Annotated in this window: 21 protein-coding genes; 2 read left to right on the top strand and 19 right to left on the bottom strand. The window is 45.3% G+C overall.

Annotation, left to right across the window (positions count from 1 at the left end; translation table 11 throughout):
- Positions 1-6: 6 nt before the first annotated feature.
- Positions 7-792, bottom strand: coding sequence for a LytR/AlgR family response regulator transcription factor (locus tag KDM90_RS00615; RefSeq protein WP_212673684.1), 786 nt, complete (start codon positions 790-792; stop codon positions 7-9).
- Positions 785-2038, bottom strand: a complete 1254-nt coding sequence (locus tag KDM90_RS00610) for a sensor histidine kinase (RefSeq protein ID WP_212673683.1) — start codon at positions 2036-2038, stop codon at positions 785-787. Before KDM90_RS00610 ends, KDM90_RS00615 begins: the two co-directional genes overlap by 8 nt.
- A gap of 268 nt (positions 2039-2306) precedes the next feature.
- On the opposite strand from KDM90_RS00610, the gene KDM90_RS00605 reads away from it, so the two are divergent.
- The gene (locus tag KDM90_RS00605; protein ID WP_212673682.1) at positions 2307-3278 is read left to right on the top strand and encodes an MBL fold metallo-hydrolase; all 972 of its coding nucleotides are present in this window, start codon (positions 2307-2309) and stop codon (positions 3276-3278) included.
- A gap of 96 nt (positions 3279-3374) precedes the next feature.
- Here the strand turns inward: KDM90_RS00605 and KDM90_RS00600 are convergent, their stop codons facing one another.
- The 17 genes from KDM90_RS00600 to KDM90_RS18125 form a co-directional block, all read right to left on the bottom strand.
- Entirely contained in the window at positions 3375-4106 is a 732-nt protein-coding gene (locus KDM90_RS00600) for an ankyrin repeat domain-containing protein (protein WP_212673681.1), read from the bottom strand.
- A gap of 15 nt (positions 4107-4121) precedes the next feature.
- A complete protein-coding gene (locus tag KDM90_RS00595) occupies positions 4122-4907 on the bottom strand; it encodes a TatD family hydrolase (RefSeq protein ID WP_212673680.1) in 786 nt (261 codons plus the stop codon).
- A gap of 136 nt (positions 4908-5043) precedes the next feature.
- Positions 5044-6192 carry a lipid-A-disaccharide synthase gene (gene lpxB, locus KDM90_RS00590; RefSeq protein WP_329605274.1) on the bottom strand — a complete coding sequence of 383 codons (1149 nt, stop codon included), beginning with the start codon at positions 6190-6192 and terminating at the stop codon, positions 5044-5046.
- A gap of 28 nt (positions 6193-6220) precedes the next feature.
- A complete protein-coding gene (gene lpxA, locus KDM90_RS00585; protein ID WP_212673679.1) occupies positions 6221-7009 on the bottom strand; it encodes an acyl-ACP--UDP-N-acetylglucosamine O-acyltransferase in 789 nt (262 codons plus the stop codon).
- Positions 7010-7011: 2 nt separating this feature from the next.
- On the bottom strand, positions 7012-7521 hold the full coding sequence (fabZ, locus tag KDM90_RS00580; protein ID WP_212673678.1) for a 3-hydroxyacyl-ACP dehydratase FabZ: 510 nt from the start codon (positions 7519-7521) through the stop codon (positions 7012-7014).
- 1 nt (position 7522) lies between these two features.
- Positions 7523-8617 (bottom strand): UDP-3-O-(3-hydroxymyristoyl)glucosamine N-acyltransferase, encoded by a 1095-nt coding sequence (gene lpxD / locus KDM90_RS00575; protein ID WP_212673677.1) that lies wholly within the window; start codon positions 8615-8617, stop codon positions 7523-7525.
- Positions 8618-8619: 2 nt separating this feature from the next.
- Entirely contained in the window at positions 8620-9138 is a 519-nt protein-coding gene (locus tag KDM90_RS00570; RefSeq protein ID WP_230409533.1) for an OmpH/Skp family outer membrane protein, read from the bottom strand.
- 67 nt (positions 9139-9205) lie between these two features.
- A complete protein-coding gene (gene bamA, locus KDM90_RS00565; RefSeq protein WP_212673676.1) occupies positions 9206-11560 on the bottom strand; it encodes an outer membrane protein assembly factor BamA in 2355 nt (784 codons plus the stop codon).
- Between the two features lie 67 nt (positions 11561-11627).
- Positions 11628-13001 carry an RIP metalloprotease RseP gene (rseP, locus tag KDM90_RS00560; RefSeq protein WP_329605273.1) on the bottom strand — a complete coding sequence of 458 codons (1374 nt, stop codon included), beginning with the start codon at positions 12999-13001 and terminating at the stop codon, positions 11628-11630.
- Between the two features lies 1 nt (position 13002).
- Complete coding sequence (gene ispC, locus KDM90_RS00555) at positions 13003-14190, bottom strand: 1-deoxy-D-xylulose-5-phosphate reductoisomerase (RefSeq protein WP_212673675.1); 1188 nt, start codon at positions 14188-14190, stop codon at positions 13003-13005.
- A 32-nt stretch (positions 14191-14222) separates the two neighbouring features.
- On the bottom strand, positions 14223-15050 hold the full coding sequence (locus KDM90_RS00550; RefSeq protein WP_212673674.1) for a phosphatidate cytidylyltransferase: 828 nt from the start codon (positions 15048-15050) through the stop codon (positions 14223-14225).
- Between the two features lie 126 nt (positions 15051-15176).
- Positions 15177-15932, bottom strand: a complete 756-nt coding sequence (uppS, locus tag KDM90_RS00545) for a polyprenyl diphosphate synthase (RefSeq protein ID WP_212673673.1) — start codon at positions 15930-15932, stop codon at positions 15177-15179.
- A 39-nt stretch (positions 15933-15971) separates the two neighbouring features.
- Positions 15972-16532 carry a ribosome recycling factor gene (gene frr, locus KDM90_RS00540; protein ID WP_212673672.1) on the bottom strand — a complete coding sequence of 187 codons (561 nt, stop codon included), beginning with the start codon at positions 16530-16532 and terminating at the stop codon, positions 15972-15974.
- Between the two features lie 106 nt (positions 16533-16638).
- Positions 16639-17355 (bottom strand): UMP kinase, encoded by a 717-nt coding sequence (gene pyrH, locus KDM90_RS00535; protein ID WP_189344240.1) that lies wholly within the window; start codon positions 17353-17355, stop codon positions 16639-16641.
- Positions 17356-17549: 194 nt separating this feature from the next.
- On the bottom strand, positions 17550-18431 hold the full coding sequence (gene tsf, locus KDM90_RS00530) for a translation elongation factor Ts (protein ID WP_189344241.1): 882 nt from the start codon (positions 18429-18431) through the stop codon (positions 17550-17552).
- Positions 18432-18565: 134 nt separating this feature from the next.
- The gene (rpsB, locus tag KDM90_RS00525) at positions 18566-19309 is read right to left on the bottom strand and encodes a 30S ribosomal protein S2 (RefSeq protein ID WP_212673671.1); all 744 of its coding nucleotides are present in this window, start codon (positions 19307-19309) and stop codon (positions 18566-18568) included.
- Positions 19310-19458: 149 nt separating this feature from the next.
- Positions 19459-19590: a hypothetical protein gene (locus KDM90_RS18125; RefSeq protein ID WP_268977722.1), complete on the bottom strand. Its 132-nt coding sequence runs from the start codon at positions 19588-19590 to the stop codon at positions 19459-19461.
- Positions 19591-19691: 101 nt separating this feature from the next.
- Here KDM90_RS18125 and map point away from each other — a divergent pair, with 101 nt between their 5' ends.
- Positions 19692-20522 carry a type I methionyl aminopeptidase gene (map, locus tag KDM90_RS00520; protein ID WP_212673670.1) on the top strand — a complete coding sequence of 277 codons (831 nt, stop codon included), beginning with the start codon at positions 19692-19694 and terminating at the stop codon, positions 20520-20522.
- The last annotated feature ends 13 nt before the right edge of the window (positions 20523-20535 follow it).

The raw sequence follows: 20535 nt of genomic DNA, 5'->3' as shown, positions 1-20535 counted from the left end.
GTGACCTCACATATTGCGGAATAAAACCATGAAGGGCTGGCTGACAGTGAGCGTCTCAGGTCGCGTCTTCAACTTGACGATTCCTTTGCCGGTGTCGTCGCGCGCAATCGAGGCGATGGCTTTTAAATTGACGATGGTGGAGCGATGAATTTGTTTAAAAATAGTCGCGTCGAGTAATTCGAGTAATTCGCGTATAGGTTTGCGCAACAAAGATTCGCCTTCTGCAGTCATCACGACTGTGTATTTATTATCGGCTTTAAAGTAAGCCACATCGTCAACCATGATCAATTTGGTTTCCGTCCCTGAACTAGCAGTTAACCAAACTAAAGGCTCATTTTTTTGCGTAGCTTGAAAGGCAGTCGCTAAACCTCGGCTGTTCCCGATATTGAGTTGTTGTAGCAAACTGGCGACGGCATTCAGATCTTTCACGGCGCGACTTTGCAGGCGTTGCACGGTCTCTGAAAGTCTATCGTAACTGACAGGCTTTAACAGGTAATCCACTGCGCCTTTGTTAAATGCATCAATCGCATATTGGTCATAGGCCGTCACAAAGACAATTTGCGTATGCGGACTATGCTCTTTCATGGCTTCTGCGATTTCTATTCCGGTCAAACCCGGCATACGGATATCTAAGAAAGCGACATCGGGTTGCCCTTCAATAATCGCTTCAAGTGCACTGGCACCATCATCACAAGCAGCGATGATTTCTAAGTTAGGCCAAGCCTTGCCCAACTGTTCCAATAAGGCTTCTCGTAACAAGCTTTCATCTTCGGCGACGACACATTTAGGCATGTTGTTCTCCTTGGATAAAGGTGGTGGGTACATTAATCGTTGCGGCAACCCCTTTGGGGAAATTGGCCACAATGCCAAAACTAGCGGTGTTGCCATAAGCTAAGCGCAGACGCTCACGCACATTCCGCAAACCGATACCCGTCCCCGCGCCTTCCGCACTAAAACCTCGACCATCATCTGCAACCGTCAATGCCACATTATTTTCATGCGCGCGCGCCAAGATCCAAATCGTGCCACCGCCTGTTTGTGGTTCCAAACCGTGCTTGATCGCGTTTTCGACCAAGGTTTGCAACATCATGCTAGGGAACAAAACCGGCTTCAAATAATCTGGTACTTCAATTTGCACTTGCAGACGTGATCCCATGCGAATTTTCATGATATCTAGGTAGGCGCGAGTACGTTCTAATTCCACACCAATGGTCGAAGGCGTGTCTTCCGTTTTTGGCAAAGAATGGCGCAAATAGGTAATCAAATTGCCCAACATTTGATCGGCACTAGCGGGATCTGAGCGTGTCAAAATTTGTGCGCTCGCCAAGGTGTTATATAGAAAATGGGGTTCGACTTGTGCGTGCAAAAGATTGAGCTTTGCGACGGTTAATTCTTTCTCTGTGACGGTTTGTTGCGTCGCTTCTTTTTCCGTTTTACGCAACTCAGCGACTCGACGCGAAATCGCTCTTCCCAGCGCCATCGTGTTTTCTAAATTGACGCCACTATCCAAGATGAACCAATCGGTCCAACCAGCCCGTGTTGGTTCGCAGATCATAATCACACTACAAGCGTCAATACCAGGTGACACTGTCGCATAAATCTGGTTGTCACCACTGTTCAACCATTTCATGACAGGTAACTCACTCCAAAAGTCATCGTGAAATGGTGCCACGCGTTTAATCTTAGCGCGCACTTGTAAACTATCTGCTGCGCTTTCGACACGTTCCGCGCCTGGCAATTCGCGAATTGATGCCTCAATTAAAGCGAAAGCGGTATTTGCATCCAAAGGCAACTCAATTTGGCGTCTGTGGCGATTGGCCAGCGTCACGGACGTGACGGTTTGATCAATCAAACGCACTCGTCGAATATGCGAAGCAGCAGAGATTGCCGCAATAAATGCACCGATCATCAATAAGATAGGGACAAAATTGGGGGGACTACTGCGAAACAAACCTTCGAATATGAATAGCACAATCAGTAAACCGCACATTCCCCACGCAATGCTCGTCCGCAGAACCAACATTAAGCTACTCCACATTTCATTCTCCTAAAAAATTCTATTAGTTCAATAAAGTCGATTGATACGACACCTGCCATGAGGGAAGAATAAAAGACGAATATGGAACTGATGGGTATTATCCGATGAAAGACAAAAAATAGAGATAAAACCGAAGAATGAAGGTGTAAAAATCTTCGATCACTTGGTCTTTAAGAAGCGCCAAGTTACACTGCCCTACCAAGCGTTGATCAAACACTGATAAAACGCTGCACAATCCCTGAACAAGACTTAGCTAACTATCATTAACATGAATTCAAGTCGTCGCCTATTTCTACAACAAACGGCTCTTGCCAGTTTCTCGCCACTCGCAACTTCGGCTAGTTCCGCTAATGGTTTGGAACAAACAGAAGACAAGACAGGAATGCGTTTGATTTTGCTAGGCACCGCTGGCGGCCCGACACCGAAAAAGAATCGTGCAGCGCCTGCGCAAATGATACTGATCAACGGCGAAGCTTATGTGATTGATTGCGGCAATGGCGTTGCACAGCAAATCGTCAAAGCTGGCGTGAAATTATCAGCCGTGCGCCACGTTTTTCTGACTCACCATCATTCAGACCACAATGCCGATTATGGCAATCTGATGCTGTTAGCGTGGGCGGCGGATCTGAATCATCGTATTGATACTTACGGACCAGCTCCAATCAAACGCATGACTCAGCAATTTTTAGCCATGAATGATTTTGATATCCAAACTCGCATACACGATGAAGGTCGTCATCCACTCAAGGCCTTGATAGTTCCTCACGAAATTCCACACTCTATGAAGAATGGTGGTCTTGTTCTACACAATGAGCAGATCAAAGTCACTGCGGCGCAGGTCGTACATCCACCAATTAGGCCGGCATTGGCTTATCGCTTTGAGCATATGGGAAAATCTATCGTGATTTCTGGTGATACGACTTACTCAGAAAATCTCATCAAACTAGCAAAAAATGCCGACGTGCTGGTACATGAAATCATGCACACACCCGCCTTGGATCAATTACTCGCAACAGAACCCAATGCAACGCGACTAAAAGAACACTTACTCGCGAGTCATAGCACGGCAGAACAAGTTGGACGGGTCGCAAGCGAGGCCAAGGTCAAAAAGCTTGTGTTATCGCATTTTGTGCCTGGCGGCTATCCTTATCTTGAAGATAGCGTTTGGCTGAACGCGGTACGTCCTTATTTTAACGGAGAAATTATCGTTGGCAGTGATTTGCTGGAAATCGCGGTGTAGAGATTGACTTAGGTTTTCGCTTGATTCGACTTCGATATTTTGATTGCGCTCACACAAAAAGATCTGCGTGACTAGTATGCTTTGCGATTAGCAAACTTACTTATGCTCTTTTGCTTTTTCCTGCATCAAGTCTTGCAATAAGGCCGCGATATCGCGCCGTTCTGATTCGACGGCAAAATCATAGGCAGTCCAGCCCAACATATTTTTAAGCGAAATATCCGCGCCTTCAGCAATCAAATATTTCACAACGTTCATTTCACCGCGACGCGCTGCAAGCATCAATGGTGTGGTCTTATTAGGCGTTTCTGCATCGATGTAGGCAAAACGAGCAATCAGCATTTCCACGATGTCGAGACTTCCCACTACAGCGGCATAATGCAATGCAGTCCAACCGGCTTGATTCACCTGCGCACCAGCGGCAATTAAGCGTTGCACAGTTTCGTTTTGCTCTAGATAGGCGGCTAACATGATGGCCGTGTCGCCATTCTTAGCACGTTGATCGAGTTTAATTTTCGGATGCGTTAATAAGTAGTCAAACACTTTTTGCGATTGTTCTCGCACACTGATCATCAACAAAGTTTCGCCGCGCTCACGTTCTGCCAAATTCACATCACCATCTTGCTCGGCAAATTGTTTAATTGTACGCAGGTCATCAAATCTTGCTGCGCGAATGATTTTATCTATCTCAAAAGATGAAGTTGAAGACGGAGTTGACGTTACTGGAGATAATGATTGCGCGCAGATGATCGAAGAAAAAAGAAACAAAACAAACCAAATAGTCAGGCGACTGCATTGACGAAGCTGGCTAGTTAGTTGAAATTGACGCATGAAATTTCACGCTCCTCAATGGGTCCGCGCAAATTGAAATAAATCAAAAAAGTTTTGTGTAGTTTGTTCTTGCACTTGCTTCAGCGGTAGCTCTTTTAAATCCGCCAAGAACTCACCAACATGCTTCACAAAACCGGGTTCATTCATTTTGCCGCGATGTGGTGCAGGTGCCAAATAAGGTGAATCCGTCTCTATCAAAATTCTCTCAATCGGCAAGGCTTTCGCTACGGCTTGTAAATCTTTAGCACTCTTGAAAGTCAAAATTCCCGAGAAAGAAATATAGAATCCCATGTCCACTGCCGCTTGTGCCACCTCTAAAGATTCAGTAAAGCAGTGCATAACACCCGCCACACCGCCCTGGTCTGTGCCTGCACCCTCTTCGCGCATAATCCGTATGGTATCTTCCGCCGCTGCACGCGTGTGAATAATCAAGGGTTTGCGACATAAGCGTGAAGCGCGAATATGTTGGCGAAAACGCTCGCGCTGCCATTCCAAATCGCCTTTCAATCGAAAATAATCCAAGCCTGTTTCACCAATCGCAATGATCTTAGGATGCTGCGACAATTCGACTAAACGCTCAGCACTTGGATCTTCAGTATCTTCGTAATCAGGATGCACGCCAACCGACGCATAGATATGCGAATATTGTTCAGCGAGCGCTAAAACTTGAGGGAAATCGGGCAGATCAACAGAAACACACAACGCGTGGGTGACGCCATTGTCTTCCATGCGTTGTAAGAGCTCAGGCATACGCGCTGCTAATTCTGGGAAGTTAATATGACAATGAGAATCGATATACATGTTGAAAATTTCCTGCTTAATTTGAATGCGACTTTGAGCTACTGATTGTTAAGGCGTTTTGTCGAGTTATGCTCGCAGTTCGCTGTAAGGTTCGAGACCTTCTTACGCTAGCTTAGCAAAAAGATGCGCGACCCAACTAGCGATGATGAATAAGATCGAGCACCGCTTGTGCAGAAATACCCGCTGTATCACGCAACAAATCCTGATGCATATCGGTAAAGCGCTGCTTTAAACGTTTTTGCAAAGCGACGTCATTGAGCTGCTGCCACAAAGCATCCGCCATATTTTGCGGCGTTGCTGCTGATTGCAAAAATTCTGGCACCAAGAAATCTTCGGCAATGATGTTCGGCAAACCTATCCAAGGCTGGTAGCCCATGTGCTTTAACACATGCCAAGATGCTGCCATCATTTTATAGGCAATGACCATTGGCTTCTTAAATAAGGCGACTTCTAATGAAGCCGTTCCCGACGCGACCAAAACTACATCGGCAGCGGCAATCGCCGTATGCGACTTGCCTTCCATTAGCAGAATCGGCACTTCATCTAATTGCGCGGCCAAGACCAACTCGGAATAATATGCTCGCTGTTTTCCGCCAACCATGGGCACCAAAAATTGCAAATGCGGATCGCGTTGTAAAAGTAACTTAGCTGTCGCAATAAACGCCGTCGTATTGTATTTGATCTCCGACATACGACTACCCGGCAAAATCGTCACAACGCGTGCGTCAGCTTCGAGACCAAGTTCCTCACGCGCTGCTTCCACATCCGGCTCCATTGGTATCACTTGTGCCAAAGGATGCCCAACGTAAGTCGCGGGAATGCCTGCTTTACGATAAATCTCTTCTTCAAACGGAAAGATCACCAACATATGCGAAACCGCTTCGGCGATTTTTTTGATTCTACCGCCACGCCAAGCCCAAATTGATGGACTAATGTAATGCATAGTCGGAATGCCTGCGCGCTTGAGCTGAACTTCTAAATCCAAATTAAAATCAGGCGCATCAACACCGATGAACACATCGGGTTTTTCATCCAACAACTGCGCCATTAACTGTTTGCGTATCCCTGAAATTTCACGATAGTGCATTAACACTTCGAACAAGCCGCGGACCGACAGCTTGTCCATAGGATAATCGCTTTGAAATCCATATTCGGCCATGTGCTTACCACCGATTCCGTGCATCAAAGAATCGGGTAATTGCGGACGCAAGCCCGATAGCAAACGGGCTGCCAGCATATCGCCAGAGGTTTCTCCGGCGACCATAGAAATAATAGGACGAGTCACAATAATGGGGCGGTGCTAATGAATCGACTTAACGCACGATACCGCGCGTTGAGGTGTCGAGAAATTGACGGAATGTCGAAATGTGTTCAGCGATTTCTGCCGTTTGCGCAGCAATTTCCTTGTCCAATTCCGCTTTAGCTTCGTCTAAAGTCAAACCCGATTTATACAAGGTTTTATACGCTTGGCGTATCGCAGAAATTTGTTCGCGACTAAAGCCGCGACGCTTCAAGCCTTCGATATTGATGCCGTGTGCGGCAGCTGGGTTGCCGTTCAAAATCACAAATGGTGGTACATCTTGCGTCAAACTGGTACTCATACCGACCATCGCGTGCGCACCGATTTTGCAAAATTGATGGACGTTGGAGAATCCCCCCAAAATCACCCAGTCACCAATATGTACATGGCCTGCTAAGGCTGCATTATTCGCGAAAATCGTACGATTGCCGACGTGACAATCGTGCGCGATATGCACGTAAGCCATAATCCAGTTATCACTACCAACGCGTGTGACTCCGCCATCTTGCACCGTACCTAGATTAAAAGTGCAAAATTCACGCACCACATTGCGATCACCGATTTCTAACAAAGTTGGCTCACCCGCATATTTTTTATCTTGCGGCGCAGCGCCAATCGAAGAGAATTGGAAAAACTGATTGTCTTTACCTATCGTCGTATGACCTTCAATCACCACATGTGGTCCAATCGTCGTACCGGCATCGATACGCACATTAGGACCAATAATTGAATAGGCACCAACTTCAACACTAGAGTCGAGTTGCGCTTTGGGATCAACAATTGCGGTGGAATGAATCGCCATTTTTATGCTCCTGTAGAAGCGCTAGACCCTGTCGCGGCTGCGGTTTTTAATTCGTCATTGGTGGTGCGTAATGTGCACATTAATTCTGCCTCGACCGCCAATTGGCCATCCACCGTTGCCACTGCTTTGTATTTCCAAATGCCGCGCGCAACGCGTAAAATTTCTACGTCCATTTTCAATTGATCGCCAGGACCTACTGGGCGCTTGAAACGCACATTGTCGATCCCAACGAAATAGACGATCGTATTTTCATCTGGTTTTTGGCCCATTGTTAGGAAGGACAAAATCGCCGCCGTTTGCGCCATGGCTTCGACCATTAACACGCCAGGCATCACTGGCTTGTTTGGGAAGTGTCCATTAAAAAACTCTTCATTCGCCGTGACGTTTTTAATCGCTGTGATTGATTTCCCGCTTTCCCAAGTCAACACGCGATCAACCAACAACATCGGATAACGATGTGGCAGGTATTGTTTAATCTGGTTGATGTCCAAGCTTTTATCGATGTTTTCCATACTATTCTTCTGAGTTAGAGGTATTTGAATGTTGAATCATGTTTGCAGAAGTCTGTGCTTTGACAGTCTTCTCTAATTGTTTAAGTTTGTCGCGCATGCTATCGAGATTGCGCACAATCACTGCGGTTTTCTCCCAGTCGGCATTCTTCGCCAAAGGATAAAAACCCGTGTATTGGCCAGGTTCTAAAATCGAGCGCGACACCATACTGCCTGATGAAATATGCACGTTATCGACGATCATCAGATGTCCTAAGACCATCGCTGCACCACCAAAGGTACAGTTCTTACCAATTTTGGCGCTACCTGCAACGCCAACACAGCCTGCCATCGCGGTATTTTCACCAATATGGCAGTTATGCCCAATTTGGATTTGATTATCCAGCTTGACGCCATTTTCGATAATGGTATCAGCCAAAGCACCACGATCTATGCTGGTATTGGCGCCAATCTCCACATCATCACCGATCACGACACGACCTGTTTGTGGGATCTTGATCCACTTACCTTTTTCATTAGCAAAACCAAAACCATCGGCACCAATCACCGCGCCAGAATGAATAATGCAACGCTGACCGATAATGCAATCGTTATAGATACTGACATTCGCATTGATTTGACTATGATCACCTATCGACACGCCACGACCTATCGACACACCGGCGGCGATCACCACATGCTCGCCAATCACAGCACCCGCTTCTATCGACACATGCGCTGCAATGCTCGCACTGACTGCCACGTCCGCTTGCGGGCTTACCCACGCTGACGGATGTATACCTTGAGTCGCGGCGATAGAATTGATATCGAAAAAGTGCTGCGCAGCCTTCGCAAAATACACGTAAGGATTCGCTGTAATGATGCGTGCGCCTTGATAGGTATCGGCTAATTGCAGATGATCTTGTTCGGACAAAATCAAAGCGATCGCCTGCGTTTTTTCAGCTTGCGATCTGAATTTGGAATTAGAAAGGAAGGTGATATGACGATCGCTCGCATCACTTAATGGGGCAATGCCGACGACCTGAATATCAGGATTACCAATTAACTGACCACCGAAGCGATCGACTAACTCCCCTAGTCGAATGCTTTTATTTGTCATTTTTATTTGGATAGTGCTTTCAGTACTTTATCTGTAATGTCGATACGAGGATTGACGTAAGAAGCGTCTTGCACAACGATGTCGATTTTCTCTGCTTCCGCAATTTGACGCACGATTTTCAACGCACGTTCGCCTAGCGCAATCGCTTCTTCTTGACGACGTTGTGCAAGATCTTCATTGAAAATGCGTTGTTTTCGATTGAAATCCTGATCCATTTCGGTCAATTCGCGTTGACGGCGTAATCTTTCACTCTCCGATAGCGACGGAGCATCTTTTTCATACTTCCGATAAGCGTTGCGAAAACGCTCGTTGACCTCGTCGAGATCTTTTTTACGTTTAGAGAATTCTTGTTCAATTCTTGAAGAAGCCAATTTAGCTGGCGCTGACTCATCCAATACACGCTGCCCATTAAAAAAAGCGATCTTAAAATCCTGAGCTTGAACTTGTGCGAACGCAAAGAGCGAAACTGCACCTAACAAAAGATTACGTAAATACTTGGATGGATTAGATATGTGACTCAAAATATTCTCCACATTACACACTTCATTTTAAACCGGAGCCAGACGCATGCTCTATTCGAGACCGTAATTAGAAACCCGTGCCCATTGTGAACTGGAACCCTTGACGTCTATCCTCTGGTTTGGCATTCAATGCTTTACCAAAACTCAATTTTAATGGGCCCATAGGAGAAATCCAGCTGATACCCATACCGATCGACGTTCTTAGATCTTGTGCACGAACTTTTTGTCCTTCATCAAACACATTTCCGACGTCAAAGAAAGTGAACCAACGCAAAGACTTATCCGCACCAGGGAAAGGAATTTGCAATTCAACATTACCTACAACCCTAGTCGAGCCGCCGAGAGTATCATTATTCGGGTCTTTTGTTCCCAATGAACCAGGTTCATATCCACGTACAGAACCAATACCACCTGCGTAAAAATTCTTAAACAATGGATAAGGCTTGCCACCTAGGCCATGTCCATAATTCAATTCACCATTCATCGCCAAGATGACGGAACGATAAATCGGCTTAAAGTACTCATGTTTATAAATTGCGCGATAGTATTTGAATTCGCCATACGCTGACAATTCCAAATTAATTCGTTGATAACGACCAATCGACGGTGTCATGATGTTATCTCGGCTATCGCGTTGCCAAGCAACCGATAAGGGAATCGAGTCGTTCGTGGCAGTACCAATACCCCAAGCCGCGTTCGCTGTATCCTTTACGATACCGCTACCACCATAGTCCGCTACATATTTCTTATAGCGATATGGGCTATCAACGTAGGTGTCAATTTTTGAGCGTTCTAGACCAATACCAAAGAACACCGTATCTAATTCTGAAAAAGGAATGCCGTAACGAAGATTCCCGCCCGATGATTGAATCCGATAATATCCATACGATCCAATCGGTGGCAAAGAAGTACGGACGTAAGCATCAATACTCCGGCTAATCCCATCATCGGTCACATAAGGGTCAACGTGCGTTACAGCGACTGTGCGATTATATTTGCTGGTGTTAATATCCAAACCTATCGTATCACCACTACCAAACGCATTGACTTGCTGAATCGAACCGGTAATCGTCACTTTTTCAGCACTTGAATAGCCCGCACCAATCATAATGTTACCTGTTGGCTTCTCAGTCACAGTCAAATTGACATCTACCTGATCAATACTGGTTGGCACCTCAGGTGTATCAACCGTGACTTCTTTGAAGAAACCTAAATACTCCACGCGGTCGCGTGAAATTTTAATTTTTTCACCATCGTACCAAGAACCTTCAAACTGACGGAATTCACGGCGAATCACTTCATCACGAGTACGTGTATTTCCTGCCAAATTAATTCGACGAACATAAACACGCTTACCCGGATCAACGAAAATTGTGAACGCAACTTCTTTCTTTTCTTTATCAATCAATGGGTTGGCAACCACGTTCGCAAAAGCGTAGCCAAAATTGCCCATGCGATCCGAAATTCTCTTTGTACTGGCCGTGAGTAACGCTGCGTTATACGTGTCACTGTTCTTCAACAGCATCAGCGACGCTAACTCTGCTTCTCGTCCAAATGTTTCGCCTTCGATGCGAATATCGCTAATTTTATATTTATCGCCTTCGTCGATATTAATCGTAATATAGACTTGCTTTTTATCAGGTGTAATAGAGATTTGCGTCGACGTGACCTGCATTTCGAGGTAACCGCGGTTTTGATAGAACGATCTGATCGTCTCAACGTCACCAGACAGCTTTTGTTTGGAATACTGATCGGCTTTTGAGTACCAACTAAACCAAGTAGGTGTACTTAGAGCCAACATTTCTTTTAGTTCACTATCAGAAAATGCCTTATTCCCAATAATGTTGATTTGCGCAATTTTGGCGACGTCACCTTCATCAACGGCAAAAGTCACGTTCACACGATTTCGTTCAATCGGCGTGATGGTTGTCGTTATTTGGGCGCCGTACAAACCGCGTGACAAGTATTGTTTCTTCAACTCTTGTTCTGCACGCTCAACGGTCGCTTTATCAAAAATCCTAGTTTCACCGACACCGATATCTTTCAAGGCTTTGACAAGTTGATCCTTCTCAAACTCTTTTGTTCCGGTGAAATCCACGGTGGAAATTGTTGGACGCTCATCCAACAAGACGACTAAGACGCCGTCTTCAACTTCAATTTGGACATCTTTAAAGAATCCTGTTGCAAATAATGCTTTGATCGCCGCAGTACTTTTCGCATCGTTAAACACTTCACCGACACGAACAGGCAGGTAACTGAAAACCGTTCCAGCTTCCGTTCTTTGCAATCCTTCAACTCGAATTTCTTTCACTGTAAATGGTTCAATGGCGAGGGCGTGACCAGAACACAAGGCTAAGGCTGCAGCGGAGAGGAGGTGACGAGGAAATGCTGGCAAAGTTAAATTCTCTAATGGTAATTTCATTGGGGTTTATCAGTCTCTATATTTCTACTTTATTACTTTTTTACAATTTCAATCTAGACAATCAGTATTATGACATCTGTCTGATGATGTCATTAAAAAAAGCAACAAGCATTAAACACAACAGCACAGTTAGCCCTCCTCGCTGCGCCATCTCTACATATTTCTCCGGAATTGGTCTTCCAGTTAAAACTTCCAGCGAATAATACAACAAATGACCGCCATCTAACACAGGAATAGGCAGCAAATTCATCACACCAAGGCTAATGCTAATCAGTGCAATGAATTGAAGATAGCTGATCCAGCCATTCTTTGCGGTTTGACCAGCAAAATCTGCGATCGTTATTGGCCCTGTTATATTTCTCCAAGAGACCTCACCGATCAACATTTTCCCTATCATTTTAAGGGTAAGAACACTTGTATCCCAGGTTCTAACACTTGCATGCAGCAAAGCATCAAACATCGAATAACGTAACTCAGTCATCTCTATGGTCGATAAAGGGACAACCTGAACCCTCCCAACTTGCTTCCCATTTTCTAATGCCGCTTCAGGAGTAATCGTTAGTTCGAATTCTTGCCCGCTGCCTAACACCAACAAATTCAACGATTTATTCGGCGAAGCGTTGACGATTTCTTTAAATGCAAGGCTATCGAGAACCGGATTAGAATCAATTGCAAGAATTTGATCACCCGCCTTTAGACCAGCTTTATCAGCTGGGCCATTTGGGGAAACTGCGCTTAGGATTGCGGCTGGTCGGAAAATTTCCAATCCCAATTTGTACAAGAAATCCGATTCAAAATCAGAGCTTGTCAATTGTTGTAACGGAAGCTTAATTTCAATTTGATTTAAACTCACCGGCCGGTCTGGATTTTTCCTCTCAACCAGCAGCCTAACCTCCTGCCGATCTAAACCAGCCTGAAGAATTTTCCAACGCATGTCAGACCATGACTGGACAGATTCATCGTTAATCTTCCGAATTATGTCACCATGCCGCACGCCTGCTACAAACGCGGTGGAGTGACTCGACGCGACCCTTACTTTCGCGACAGGATCGGAGGTCCCGTGCATAAATAAGGCCCAAAACACGAAAATCGCTAAGAGAAAATTAAACAATGGACCCGCAGCGACAATGGCAATACGTTTCCATACCGACTGTTTCAAAAAGTCTCCAGCAAGCTCTGGATCGCTCATCCGGCTGGTATCTATTTCGCGGGAATCAAGAAATTTAACATAGCCGCCAAGTGGAATCGCAGAGATCATCCATTCCGTCTCGCTATTCGCAAACTTCTTGCTCCAAATTGGTCTTCCAATCCCGATCGAAAATCGCAAGACTCGCACGCCACAAAGCCGAGCAATGAAGTAATGTCCAAACTCGTGAAAGGTGATTAAAATTCCCAGCGCAAAAATAAATGCAAGCGCCTTTTGCAAGAATATCATCAGCATTTTATGCTCCCATTCTTGCCACGGTATGACTCGCAAATTGACGAGCTTCTTGATCAATTTCCAACACTGCGGTCAGGTCGGGTAAACTCGAGGAGGCAATTTGCCCTAGCGTTTCTGCAACAACAGCCTCAATTTGCATAAATCCTAGTTTGGCGCTTAGAAATGCCTCAACCGCTATTTCATTTGCCGCATTCAAAATTGCTGGCGCGGCACCACCGACTCGCAAGGCTTCGTATGCCAAACGTAGGCATGGAAAACGTTCAAAATTTGGCTTAAAGAAATTAAGTTGTAGGAATTGACTCAAATCTAGCGCCTCAACGCCAGAATTTATTCTTTCGGGATAGGCCAATCCATAGGCAATCGGTGTTCGCATATCAGGATTCCCCAACTGCGCTAAGAGTGATCCATCGGAATAGGAAACCATGGAATGAATCAAACTTTGTGGGTGTATCAGCACTTCGATTTTGTCATGGGCTGCGCCAAACAACCAATGGGCTTCGATAACTTCCAAGCCCTTATTCATCATCGTCGCAGAATCAACCGAAATCTTACGCCCCATTACCCAATTCGGATGCGCTATCGCCTCCGCGGGCGTCACATCCGACAAACTTCCTATATCGCGATGTAAAAATGGCCCACCGGAAGCAGTAAGTATGATTTTTTCTATTCCACTTACTTGCAAGTCACGCTGAAAAGTCGATGGCAAACACTGAAAAATTGCGTTATGTTCGCTATCGATGGGCAACAACGTTGCCTTGTTTTTCGCCACTGCATCGATAAACAATTGCCCAGACATGACCAAGGCTTCTTTATTGGCGAGAAGTATACGCTTGCCGGCCTCTGCTGCAGCTAATGACGGTGGTAGTCCGGCTGCCCCCACGATCGCTGCCATCACCACATCACATTCGTCTGCACTGGCCACATCACAAAGCGCCTGTGAACCAAACAGAACTTGGGTGGAGATCTTTAATTCCGCAAACATCTCTTTCAGTTCTTTTGCTCGCGCTTCATTTGCAACGACAGCAAATCGTGGTCCAAATTCTAAGCATTGTTGCGCTATTTTTTGCACTTGCGAATGCGCAGTCAGTGCAAATACTTCATAGCGTTCGGGGTGACGAGCGATGACATCGAGAGTAGAAACACCAATGGAGCCGGTTGAGCCTAAAATACAAATTCTTTGTTTTTGCATAGGTTGAGCGCGCCAAACAAGAGACGTAGCAATTATGACAAACCCCAAATCGCAACGAACATCGCTGCCAATGGTAAAACGGGAATCAGCGCATCAATGCGATCCAGCACGCCGCCATGCCCAGGTAGAAGGTGGCTACTATCTTTCATGCCGATGCGGCGCTTTAAAAGCGATTCAAACAAATCCCCGATGACGCTTGCGGTTGCAATCAATAACATAATCAACACCGTTACGACTGCTCCTTGATGGGAATATAATTTCGCAGGGAAGGTGTTCGACAGCATAGGTAAAAACACACAAAGCGTAGCGAAACCTAGTACAAGGCACGCTCCGCCAATCGCGCCTTCCCAAGACTTGCCTGGTGAGATACTAGGCGCCAATTTTCGTTTTCCGATCGCCTTACCGACGAAATAAGCCCCAATATCTGCGACCCAAACGATTGCCAACACCGACAGTAAAAGTTGCGCAGATTTTCCGAATAAGAAACTCATTGCGACGAAACAACCAAAGATAGCAACAGCGTAAATTCCACTGATCAAACCACTTGCAAAGCTATCGATGCTTGGCAATCCAAATCTCAAACTCGGTATTAGCCCAAACACCCAGAACAACACGCATACAGTGAATAAGGTTTGCAAAGAAAAATTGGTAGTCTGTAGGGTCAAATAAGCAAAAGCGAGTGACCATACCAACGAGATGATAATCGCACCAGGCTTATTAAAAAGACGCTGACTTTCCCACATTGCAGCACCCAAAAAAATAGCCGCTGCTGTCGTAAACGCCAAGCTAGAACCAGAAAATAAAATTGGCACCAAAATGATTAACAAGACTAAAGCAGTAATGATTCTAGTTTTGAGCATATTAGCAATCTATAAAATAGCGAACCTTCAAAGTACCACACGAGAATACGCACCGAACCCAAACAGAGCTAAGGTCAAAAAACACAAGGCACAAATCTAAATTAAATTAAGATCAAGGATTAGCAATTATGCGTCAGTTTCACGGCTAACTTGCGCACTCGTTCGTCCAAATCGTCGTTCGCGCGATTGATAAGAAACGATCGCTTCATCGAGCGACTTTCCATCAAAATCAGGCCAAAATGTATTCGTGAAAAACAATTCCGTGTAAGCCAACTGCCACAGCAAGAAATTCGAAATTCGAGTTTCGCCGCCTGTCCTGATAAATAAATCTGGCTCAGGCGCATATGCCATCGCCAAGTTTGCTGCAAGCATTTCTTCTGTAACTAGGGCCGGTGCAACACCGTCGGACTGCAACTTATTCACGGCCTGCAAAATATCCCACCGCCCACCATAATTCGCACAGACCGTAACGGTTAATCGTTGATTTCCCGCAGTAAGTTGCTCTGCCTGGCGAATTGCCTCTTGCAAGTGTTGGTCAAAACGAGAGAGATCACCCACGATTTTCAAGCAGATTTGGTTCTCATGCATCTTCTTCACTTCCTTTTCTAAGGCAGTAACAAATAGACGCATCAACAATGAAACTTCTTCTTCAGGCCGACGCCAGTTTTCCGAGCTAAATGCAAATAGAGTTAAATAGCGTATGCCACGCTTGATACAAGCTTCAACGACGCCACGAACCGCATCCACGCCTTTAACGTGACCTGCGACCCTTGGCAAAAAACGCTTGGTTGCCCATCGCCCATTGCCATCCATAATGATCGCAACGTGCTGTGGCATTTGCTCGTGGTCAGGCACAGACTTCGTTGAACTGGTATAAATCATGAAACTCCAAATCAGAAAAGGGGAAAAAAGTAAGACGACTTAAACTGTCAAAACTTCTTTTTCCTTTTCAGCTAACAGCTTGTCAACTTCTGCAACGAATTTATCCGTGAGTTTTTGGATATCATCTTGCGCACGGCGCTCATCATCTTCGGAAATCTCTTTTTCTTTCAGCATTTTTTTCAATGCTTCGTTGGCATCGCGGCGTATGTTGCGCACTGCAATTTTAGCGTCCTCGCCTTCGGTCTTAACCAGCTTCACCATTTCTTTACGACGCTCTTCTGTCAACGGTGGCGTTGGAACACGAATTAAATCGCCTTGCGATGCGGGATTTAATCCCAAATCCGATTCACGAATTGCTTTTTCGATCACGCTGAGCATTTTCTTTTCCCATGGCTGAACACCAATCGTACGCGCGTCGATCAAAGTGATGTTCGCCACTTGCGAAATATTCGTAGGAGAACCATAGTAATCTACCATCACGTGATCCAAGATACCTGTGTGGGCACGCCCAGTACGAACCTTGGACAAATCAGACTTTAAGGTTTCTATCGATTTTTGCATGCGCTGATCGGCGCTACTTTTAACACTGGCAATTGTCATGATTTACTCCTCAACTAAATGAGAATGAGAGCTTACGCTCTCATTCACCTCAATAAATAAATTTGCTGTAATAAATTAGGATCTCAACACGACCCAAAACCGCGCATTATACGTGGACTAAGGTACCTTCGTCTCCACCCATAATGAGATTTTTTAGAGCGCCCGGCTTTACGATAGAAAAGACTTTAATCGGTAATTTTTGATCGCGACACAAAGCGAATGCTGTAGCGTCCATCACCTGCAAATGACGCGCAATCGCCTCATCAAATGAAATCGTCGAATAACGCGTAGCTGTCGGATCTTTTTTTGGATCTGCAGTGTATACGCCATCCACTTTCGTTGCTTTCAGCACCAACTCAGCACCAATTTCAGAGCCGCGCAGCGCTGCGGCAGTATCAGTCGTAAAAAAAGGATTGCCAGTACCAGCAGCAAAAATCACGACCTTACCTTCTTCCAGATACTGCAAGGCTTTGGGGCGTACATAAGGCTCCACCACTTGCTCAATCGCGATCGCTGACATCACGCGGGCGGTGATACCCACTTGACGCATCGCATCGCCCAATGCGAGTGAGTTCATCACAGTCGCCAACATGCCCATATAGTCGGCAGTGGCACGATCCATTCCCTGTGCGCCAGGAGCAACACCTCGGAAAATATTGCCACCACCAATCACGATAGCTAGTTCAACACCCATACGGGAAACTTCAGCGACATCCGCCACCATACGTTCGATGGTAGAGCGATTGATACCATAAGCATCATCACCCATTAGGGCCTCGCCAGAAAGTTTTAAAAGCACACGCTTATAAGCTGGTTTAGTCACGGTCTGGGCTCCTTTAAGTTTAAAAGACATTATTGCAAAAATTCTGGGTGGTCAACTCTGCATCAACTCACGCATTGCACCTAGGTAAAACACTTGCGATAATCACTTACACATCTAGCACTTCTACAACACGAACAGTATTAAACTTCCCTTAAAAAAACGGGCCTTTCGGCCCGTTCTCTTTTAATGCTTGCTTACGCTTGTTTAGCAGCAGCAACTTGCGCCGCCACTTCTGCAGCGAAGTCATCTTGCTTCTTCTCAATACCTTCACCAACTACAAACATCGTAAATGCTTTTACAGAAGCACCAACAGATTGCAACATTTGCTCAACTGTTTGCTTGTCGTTTTTCACGAAAGGTTGGTTCAACAAAGAAACTTCTTTCAAGAACTTTTGAACTGCGCCATCAACCATCTTAGTAACGATATCCGCTGGTTTACCAGATTCAGCTGCTTTTTGAGAAGCAACAGAACGCTCTTTCTCGATCAATTCAGCAGGAACTTGTTCAGTAGACAAAGACACTGGCTTCATCGCAGCAATATGCATCGCAACGTCTTTACCAACTTGGTGATCAGCTGCGTCAAAATCAACAACCACGCCAATACGTGTGCCGTGCAAATATGTCGCCACTTTTGCTGTTGTTTCGAAACGTTCGAAACGACGGATAGACATATTTTCACCGATTTTACCGATCAAACCAGCACGTACTGTTTCTACAGTGCCGTCATCCAATGGCAATGCTGACAATGCTGCAACGTCAGCTGGATTTTTTTCCGCAACCAATTTTGCCAATTTATTTGCAAATGCGATGAAGTCATCGTTCTTAGTCACGAAGTCTGTTTCGCAGTTAACTTCCACCAAAGAAGCTACGCCACCTTCAACATAAGACGCAACAACGCCTTCTGCAGTCACACGAGAAGCTGCTTTAGAAGCCTTGCTACCCAATTTAACGCGCAAGATTTCTTCCGCACGTTCCATGTTACCTTCTGCTTCTGTCAATGCTTTTTTGCATTCCATCATTGGCGCATCAGTCTTTGCACGTAATTCGCCGACCATCGCTGCTGTAATTGCTGCCATGTTTCTCTCCTAATTCATTGCATCGTAACGATGCACAAGTTCAATATCAATTCGATTTAAAAAAAGGGGCAAACACGCGTTGGCCCCTTTTTAGCTTTTTAAACGCCGCGCTTTAACAAGCTTCGGCGCAAAAATTAAGCCTGTTCTACTTCAACAAACTCATCGCTTGGCTTAACAGCTTCAAGCACTTCATTCACTGCATTTGCACGGCCTTCCAAAATCGCATCCGCAACGCCACGAGCGTACAAAGCGATCGCTTTAGAAGAATCATCATTACCTGGAATGATGTAAGTTACGCCTTCTGGTGAGTGGTTTGTATCAACTACACCGATAACTGGTATACCCAATTTAGCTGCTTCTGTGATCGCGCCTTTATGGTAACCAACGTCTACCACGAAAATTGCATCAGGAACGCCTGGCATATCTTTAATGCCGCCGATGGATTTTTGCAACTTAACCATTTCACGTTGAAACATCAACGCTTCTTTTTTAGACAACTTCTCAACAGAACCATCTTGCACAGATGCTTCCATATCTTTCAAACGCTTGATGGATGTTTTCACTGTTTTAAAGTTAGTCAACATACCACCCAACCAACGTTGATCAACAAAAGGCATACCTGCACGGTTTGCTTCAGCAGCGATCAACTCGCGCGCTTGACGCTTAGTACCAACCATCAAAACCGTGCCACGGTTAGCGGACAATTGGCGAATGAATTTCATTGCTTCTTGATACATCGCCAATGTTTTTTCCAAATTCATGATATGGATTTTATTGCGATGACCGAAGATGTACGGTGCCATTTTTGGATTCCAAAAACGGGTCTGGTGACCAAAGTGAACACCAGCTTCTAACATTTCACGCATTGTTACAGACATAATAACTCCAGGGTTAGGTCTTGAATCTTGCCAGTGATTTCTCAAAATAGAGAAACACCCTTTTCGGCCAGATTCGATTTTAAAAAACAAACTTGATTTTTACTACAATTTCCAATTAGCACTTAATTTATTCAAGCTAACCATCTATTCTAACCCAAACCAAGCAAATTGATCAAGTCTCGCAGATTCGGCAAGTCTTCACGACGCTGACAGCTTGGACTCGGCAGCTTAAAAATGCACGCCGCCATTTCACCAGACCCGGAATGTAATTTGGATGCCATTTGGCAAAATTCCATGCAAGAAACAGCGTTTTTCCTGCCTGTCGACTATAATTCATCCTTCATCTTGTCTTAAAACTTTACTTTCCGATTGCCGAGAACGCATGTCAACTATTTCTATAAAATCTGCCGAGGATATCGCCGGTATGCGCATTGCTGGCCGCCTAGGCTCCGAAGTCCTCGACTACATCACTCCATTTGTTAAGGCTGGTGTGACGACCGGAGAACTTGATCGCCTATGCCACGAGTACATGACGAACGTTCAAGGAAGCATTCCCGCCCCCTTGAACTACTGTCCGCCTGGCTATACACCCTATCCCAAAGCGATTTGCACTTCAGTCAATGATGTCATTTGTCATGGCATCCCAGGCGACAAAGTTCTCAAAAATGGTGACGTGGTTAACTTAGACATTACCGTCATCAAAGATGGCTACCACGGTGATAATAGTCGTATGTTCTTTATCGGTGAACCTTCGATTTTAGCCAAACGTTTAAGCGAAATTACCTACGAATGCATGTGGCTGGGGATTCAACAAGTTAAGCCCGGCAATCATTTGGGCGATATTGGACATGCCATTCAACAACACGCAGAGAAAGCTGGCTACAGCGTTGTTCGTGAATTTTGTGGCCACGGCATCGGTAAAGTTTTTCATGAAGAACCACAGATTCTGCATTACGGTCGACCAGGGACCTTAGATGAATTAAAGCCTGGCATGATCTTTACGATCGAGCCCATGATTAACGCTGGCAGACGCGAAATTCGCGAAATGAATGATGGTTGGACCATTAAAACAAAAGATCGTAGCTTATCGGCACAATGGGAGCATATGATTTTGGTGACTGAAACAGGCTATGAAGTATTAACACTATCTGCCGGTTCTCCACCACCGCCAGCATTCATCACAAACGCAGGTTCAATTCTCGCTAAATCTTAATGAAATCAGCCAT

The organism is Affinundibacterium fentianense, from assembly GCF_018139545.1.
GTDB lineage: Bacteria > Pseudomonadota > Gammaproteobacteria > Burkholderiales > Burkholderiaceae_D > Undibacterium > Undibacterium fentianense.
This window is presented reverse-complemented; position numbering and strand designations above follow the sequence as displayed.